Source organism: Nocardioides sp. (assembly GCF_036401255.1).
Lineage (GTDB): Bacteria > Actinomycetota > Actinomycetes > Propionibacteriales > Nocardioidaceae > Nocardioides.
Window position 1 is genome coordinate 1 of record NZ_DASWVI010000348.1, and the last position, 5574, is coordinate 5574.

General features: G+C 72.8%; 8 protein-coding genes. 4 read left to right on the plus strand and 4 right to left on the minus strand.

The genetic code is table 11. From position 1 onward, the window contains the following. From VGD85_RS16130 to VGD85_RS16140, 3 genes are all read left to right on the plus strand, one after another. The coding region (locus VGD85_RS16130; RefSeq protein WP_331064455.1) for an MATE family efflux transporter at positions 1–712 on the plus strand (712 nt) is incomplete at its 5' end. Between the two features lie 4 nt (positions 713–716). Beyond that, positions 717–1256, plus strand: coding sequence for a hypothetical protein (locus VGD85_RS16135; RefSeq protein ID WP_331064456.1), 540 nt, complete (start codon positions 717–719; stop codon positions 1254–1256). A gap of 75 nt (positions 1257–1331) precedes the next feature. Beyond that, positions 1332–2522: a hypothetical protein gene (locus tag VGD85_RS16140; protein WP_331064457.1), complete on the plus strand. Its 1191-nt coding sequence runs from the start codon at positions 1332–1334 to the stop codon at positions 2520–2522. A gap of 111 nt (positions 2523–2633) precedes the next feature. Here the strand turns inward: VGD85_RS16140 and rplI are convergent, their stop codons facing one another. From rplI to rpsF, 4 genes are all read right to left on the minus strand, one after another. Further along, complete coding sequence (gene rplI, locus VGD85_RS16145) at positions 2634–3080, minus strand: 50S ribosomal protein L9 (RefSeq protein ID WP_331064458.1); 447 nt, start codon at positions 3078–3080, stop codon at positions 2634–2636. Positions 3081–3094: 14 nt separating this feature from the next. Beyond that, the gene (gene rpsR / locus VGD85_RS16150) at positions 3095–3331 is read right to left on the minus strand and encodes a 30S ribosomal protein S18 (protein ID WP_011758085.1); all 237 of its coding nucleotides are present in this window, start codon (positions 3329–3331) and stop codon (positions 3095–3097) included. A 251-nt stretch (positions 3332–3582) separates the two neighbouring features. Further along, complete coding sequence (locus VGD85_RS16155) at positions 3583–4134, minus strand: single-stranded DNA-binding protein (protein ID WP_331064459.1); 552 nt, start codon at positions 4132–4134, stop codon at positions 3583–3585. A gap of 140 nt (positions 4135–4274) precedes the next feature. Continuing rightward, on the minus strand, positions 4275–4565 hold the full coding sequence (rpsF, locus tag VGD85_RS16160; protein ID WP_331064460.1) for a 30S ribosomal protein S6: 291 nt from the start codon (positions 4563–4565) through the stop codon (positions 4275–4277). A 339-nt stretch (positions 4566–4904) separates the two neighbouring features. Here rpsF and VGD85_RS16165 point away from each other — a divergent pair. Next, positions 4905–5574: serine/threonine-protein kinase (locus tag VGD85_RS16165; RefSeq protein WP_331064461.1), on the plus strand; the 670-nt coding region annotated here is incomplete at its 3' end.

A 5574-nucleotide genomic window follows, 5' to 3' on the forward strand; every position in this document is an offset into this window, starting at 1 on the left:
GGCGGCCCGCGCCCGCGGCGCCGCCCTGGGCCCCGACCTGCCGGGCATCCGCGCCGCAGGTCGCGCGGGCGTGCCCCTGGTGATCCGCACCCTGACCCTGCGGGCGGCGTTCCTCGTCACGACGTACGCCGTCACGGCGGCCGCCGTCGGCGCCCGCGACCAGGAGGTCGACCTCGCGACCCACCAGCTGGCGCTGACGATCTGGGGGTTCCTCGCGTTCGCGCTGGACGCCATCGCGATCGCGGCCCAGGCGATCACCGGGCGGGCCCTGGGAGCCGGCGACGTCGAGGGCACCCGGGCGCTCACCCGCCGGATGATCGCGTGGGGGGCGGCGAGCGGTGTCGTCACCGGGGCGGTCGTGGCCGGGCTCAGCCCCGTGCTCGGCGCGCTGTTCACCGGGGACCCGGCCGTCCGCGACCTGCTGACGCCGGTGCTGCTCGTCGTCGCCCTCGGCCAGCCGGTCGCCGGGGTGGTGTTCGTGCTCGACGGGGTCCTGATCGGGGCGGGCGACGGCCGCTACCTGGCGCTCGCCGGGCTGCTCACCTTCCTCGCCTACGCCCCGGTCGCCCTGGCCTGCGCCGCCGGGTCCGCCGGCCTGGTCACCCTCTGGATCGGGTTCTCCGCGGTGTTCATGGGCGCCCGGCTGGTCCTCCTCCTGGCCCGGGCGCGCAGCGCCCACTGGCTGATCACGGGGGTCGCGACCGTAGGGTGACCCGGTGAAGCCCCTGCAGTCGATCGCGATGGGCCTGGTGATCGTCGCGATCGTGGCCAAGCTCAACGGCGAGTACGACGTGCTGCCGGACCCGGTCGGGTGGCTGCTGGTGCTGCAGGGACTCGGCGGGCTCCCGGCCACGCTGCCCCACCGCCCCGCGCTCCGCGTGCTCGGCCTCGGGGCGCTGATCATGAGCGTCGTGCTGTGGTTCCCCAGCCTCAGCGAGGGTCTCGAGCGCGCCGATGAGTCGCTGCTCTGGGCGGCGAACCTGCCCCAGCTCGGCTTCGTGGCGCTGCTGTGCCACGCGCTCTCCCGCGCCGCGGCCGCCGAGCCCGGCCGGTCACGCTGGCTGCGGACCGCCTCGGCGCTCACCGTGGGCGCGGCCCTGCTGCCCGTGGTGGTGCTGGGGGCGGACCAGACCTCGCTGCTCGACGTCATGGTCGTCGGCGGTTCGCTGGTGCTGCTGCTGGTGATCGTGCTGCTGTTCCGCTACGCCGCCCGTCCGTGGGCACGGCCCGAGGTGGACCAGACCGCTTCGGCCTGAGTCGTGTCGCCGCGTAGCCCCCGGGGCAGGGTGGGCGTTGGGTGAGCGGGAGCACAGCACGAACCGGAGGGATCCATGCGCCACACCTCGACCCGACGACTCGGCGGCACGCTCGCGGCCGTCCTCGCCGCGGCCACGCTGCCGCTGCTCGCTGGGGCGACACCGGCCGACGCCGCCGAGCCGTGCACGAGCGAGGCGCAGCCGAAGGACCCGCTGCTCGGGCTGCCCACCGGCACCGCGTGCGACGACACCGTGCCGCCGACGACCACGCTCGAGGCCGTCGCCCCGGCCGTCTCCCACGACTGGCTCGCAGCGACCGCGGTGACGTTCACGTTCAGCGGCCGGCACACCGACACCGACACCGACCCCATCGACTTCGAGTGCCAGTTCTTCAACACCGCGATCGCCCCGACCTCGTGGACGGCGTGCACCTCCCCGGCCAGCTACGACCAGCTCGAGGAGCGCTCGGCGACGCCGTACACGTTCCGGGTGCGCGCGGTCGACCGGACCGACAACGCCCACGACATCACCTGGGACCCCTTCTTCCCTGCCCCGACCGACCTTCCCGACGTCGACCAGACCCCGGCCGAGGTGGTCTTCCGGGCCGACGCGACCGCGCCGAGCACATTCGGCTTCCTGCGCACCGACTACTACGACCAGGACCGCCAGGACGTCCCGATGGTGACCAGCCCGACCGTCCAGATCCGGCTGCAAAGCAACGAGGCCGGCGCCGGCGAGGTCCCGTCGTACCGGTGCCGGCTCGACAGCCGGGCGGTCTCGTGCGCCGACGGGCTCACCACGCTGCGCAAGCTCGACGCGGGCCGGCACACGTTCACCGCCGCGGCGGTCGACCCGGCCGGGAACGTCGACCCCACACCGTTCACCCAGCAGTTCTTCGTGCCGCGCAACCTCACCGCCGACGACGCCACACGACGCTCGGCCGGCGCGTGGCGCACCGTGCGCAGCCCCGGCAGCTTCGCCGGCGAGTACCTGCAGAGCTCGACGTACGGCGCCACGCTGACGTTCCGCGTCCGCAACATCCGCGCGATCCGGCTGCTCGCCCCGGCCGGCCCGGGTCTGGGGAAGGTGGAGATCCGGGTCGGCCAAGGCGCCTGGAAGCGCGTCAACCTCGCCTCCCAGGACGCCCAGCGGCTGCACGTCTACCAGGTCCGCGGCGAGCTCTCCTCGCTGCTCGCCGGGCCGCTCCAGCTGCGGGTGGCCTCGCGCGGCAAGCCCGTGCGCGTCGATGCCGTCATGGCCCGCTGACCGGCCCGCTCAGGTCTTCCGGACGCGACAGGGCCCGCACCCCCGGGGGAGGTGCGGGCCCTGTCGATGAAGCGTTGCCGCTGCGCTGGGGTCAGCGCGGAGAGATGCTGGTCAGGCCGGGATCACGTTGAGGGCCACCACGGCGGACACCTCGTCGTGCAGCTTGACCGACACCTCGTGGGAGCCGAGCGACTTGATCGGGTTGGTGACCACGATCGTGCGCTTGTCGACCTGCTCGCCCGAGGCGTCGGCGAGGGCGCCGGCGATCTCGGAGACCGTGACGGCACCGAACAGGCGACCGCCCGCGCCGGAGCGCACCTTGACGGCGACCGGCTGGGCCTCGAGCTTGGCCTTGATCTGCTCGGCGTGGTCGTGGTCGCGGACCGCGCGGGAGGCGCGGGCGGACTTGATCGACTCGATGGTCTTCTCGGCACCGCGGGTCCAGCGCATGGCCAGTCCGCGGGGGACGAGGTAGTTGCGGCCGTAGCCGTCCTTCACCTCGACGACGTCGCCGGGGGCACCGAGGCCGGTGACTTCCTGGGTCAGGATGAGCTTCATGTCCTCGGCTCCTCTCAGCGACCGGTGGAGGTGTAGGGCAGCAGGGCGACCTCGCGGGCGTTCTTGACCGCGATGGCCACGTCGCGCTGGTGCTGGACGCAGTTGCCGGTCACCCGACGGGCGCGGATCTTGCCGCGGTCGGAGATGAACTTGCGGAGCAGCGCGGTGTCCTTGTAGTCGACACCGGTCGCCTTCTCCTTGCAGAACTGGCAAACCTTCTTCTTGGGCTTGCGAATCACTGCCTTGGCCATTGTGGTGCTTCCTTTCTAGAAGCCCGGCCCCATGACTGGGTTGAGTGCCGGAATGGTTGAGGGTGTTCGGATGGTGTTGGTGCTGGATCAGAACGCTGAGCCGCTGCTCGGGTCTCGATACGCCCGTCACGGCTTCGCTGCGCTCAGCCGTGGGGCCCGGTTCCTGAGGAGCCGAGGGACGAGGCGTCTCGAAGGGCGACCTTGCCGCAGTCTCGTTGACTCGCATCGCGAGCGATGCGAGTCAACGGCGGCTAAAACGGCGGCTCGTCCGAGCCGACGCCCGGGGCGCCCCAGGGGTCGTTGGCCGGAGCCGACTGGCCGCCGCCGGAGCCGCCGCCCTGCGGAGCCGGAGTGGCCCACGGGTCGTTGCCGCCGGACTGCGGACGGGACTGGCCGCCCTGGCCGCCGCCCCCGGAGTAGCCGCCGCCCCCGCCGGAGCGGGAGGCGCGGGTGACCTTCGCCGTGGCGAACGCGAGCGCCGGGCCGACCTCGTCGACCTCGAGCTCCACCACCGTGCGCTTCTCACCCTCGCGGGTCTCGTAGGAGCGCTGCTTGAGTCGGCCCTGCACGATCACGCGCATGCCGCGCTGGAGAGACTCCGCGACGTTCTCCGCCGCCTGGCGCCAGACCGAGCAGGAGAGGAACAGCGGGTCGCCGTCCTTCCACTCGTTGGTCTGCCGGTCGAAGGTGCGCGGCGTCGACGCGATCCGGAAGTTCGCCACGGCCGCACCCGAGGGGGTGAAGCGCAGCTCCGGGTCGTCGACGAGGTTGCCGACCACCGTGATGACGGTCTCGCCTGCCATGTGGGCTCCCTTGCGTTGGTTCTGATCAGAGTCGCGTCCGACCACGTGCCGCCCATCGTTGCCGCTGGCGCCGACAGGCGGAAGTGGTCGTCCACAGGTCTAGGCCCGATCACCGGAGGTGCCGGGCCGCGTCCCGGGCCTCAGTGGGCGTCGGGGCGCATGACCTTCGTGCGGAGGATCGACTCGTTGAGGGTGAGCTGGCGGTCGAACTCCTTGACCGTGGCCGGCTCGGCGTTGAGCTTGATGACGGCGTAGATGCCCTCGGCGTTCTTCTTGACCTCGTAGGCCAGGCGCCGCCGGCCCCACACGTCGACGGACTCGACGGTGCCGCCGTCCTTGCGGATGACGTTCAGGTACTTGTCGAGCGACGGCTCGACGGTTCGCTCTTCGAGGCTGGGGTCGAGGATGACCATCACTTCGTAGGCACGCACAGCGGTCTCCACCTCCTCTGGACTGGGCGGCCACGGACTCTCCGTGGCAGGAGGGCTTTGCGTTGGTGTTGCATTCTCGGCCAGCGGCCCGTCGGTGGGCGTGCGCAGAGAACGCCCCAGGCTAGCAGCGCACGCACCCCGTGGCCCAACCGGCGATCTGGTCGGCGTACCCCTCGCGACCGCCACCCGGGCCGACTTGTCAGGGACTTCTTCCGCTTGTCGACCGTTGCAACCCCCGACAAGCGGGAGAACCCCCGGTGGACCGGGGATTCCTGCAGCATTCGCCGACCTGTGGACGAGCGGGCCTGAGGGGCACCCGGAGTGGGTAGGACGAGGGGCATGGCACGTATGCCGCCCGGCTCGGTCGGGCCCGCCCCGCTCGCCGGCCCGCTCGCCGGTCGCTACCTGCTGCTCGACCAGGTGGGCTCGGGAGGGATGGGCTCGGTGTGGCGGGCCCGGGACCTGCGCACCGGCACCGTGGTCGCCGCCAAGGTGCTCGGCGCCCACGACAGCACCGCGCTGCTGCGGTTCGTGCGCGAGCAGTCGGTGCGGGTCGCCCACCCGCACGTCGTCGCGCCCACCGGGTGGGCGGCCGAGGACCACCGGGTGGTCTTCGCGATGGACCTGGTGCGCGGCGGGTCCGTCGAGCAGCTGCTGGCCGAGCACGGCCCGTTGCCCGCGTCGTACGTCGCCCACGTCCTCGACCAGACCCTCCAGGCGCTGGCCGCGGTGCACGCGGCGGGGATCGTGCACCGCGACGTCAAGCCCGCCAACCTGCTGCTCGAACCCACCGGGTCGGGCCGCCCGTTCGTGCGGCTCGGCGACTTCGGGGTGGCCGTGCCGCTCGAGGACGTCCGGCTGACCCGCGCACCGGGCCCGGTCGGCACCGACGGCTACATGGCGCCCGAGCAGGTGGCCGGCGCGGCCCCGGACCCGCAACAGGACGTGTACGCCGCCGGCGTGGTCGCGGCCGAGCTGCTCACCGGCCGCCGGGGTGCGGCCGCCGACG

Coding starts and splice junctions, on each gene's coding strand:
- VGD85_RS16140 (WP_331064457.1), top strand. CDS start 1,332: ATGCGCCACACCTCGACCCGACGACTCGGCGGCACGCTCGCGGCCGTC.
- rplI (WP_331064458.1), bottom strand. CDS start 3,080: ATGAAGCTCATCCTGACCCAGGAAGTCACCGGCCTCGGTGCCCCCGGC.
- rpsR (WP_011758085.1), bottom strand. CDS start 3,331: ATGGCCAAGGCAGTGATTCGCAAGCCCAAGAAGAAGGTTTGCCAGTTC.
- VGD85_RS16155 (WP_331064459.1), bottom strand. CDS start 4,134: ATGGCAGGCGAGACCGTCATCACGGTGGTCGGCAACCTCGTCGACGAC.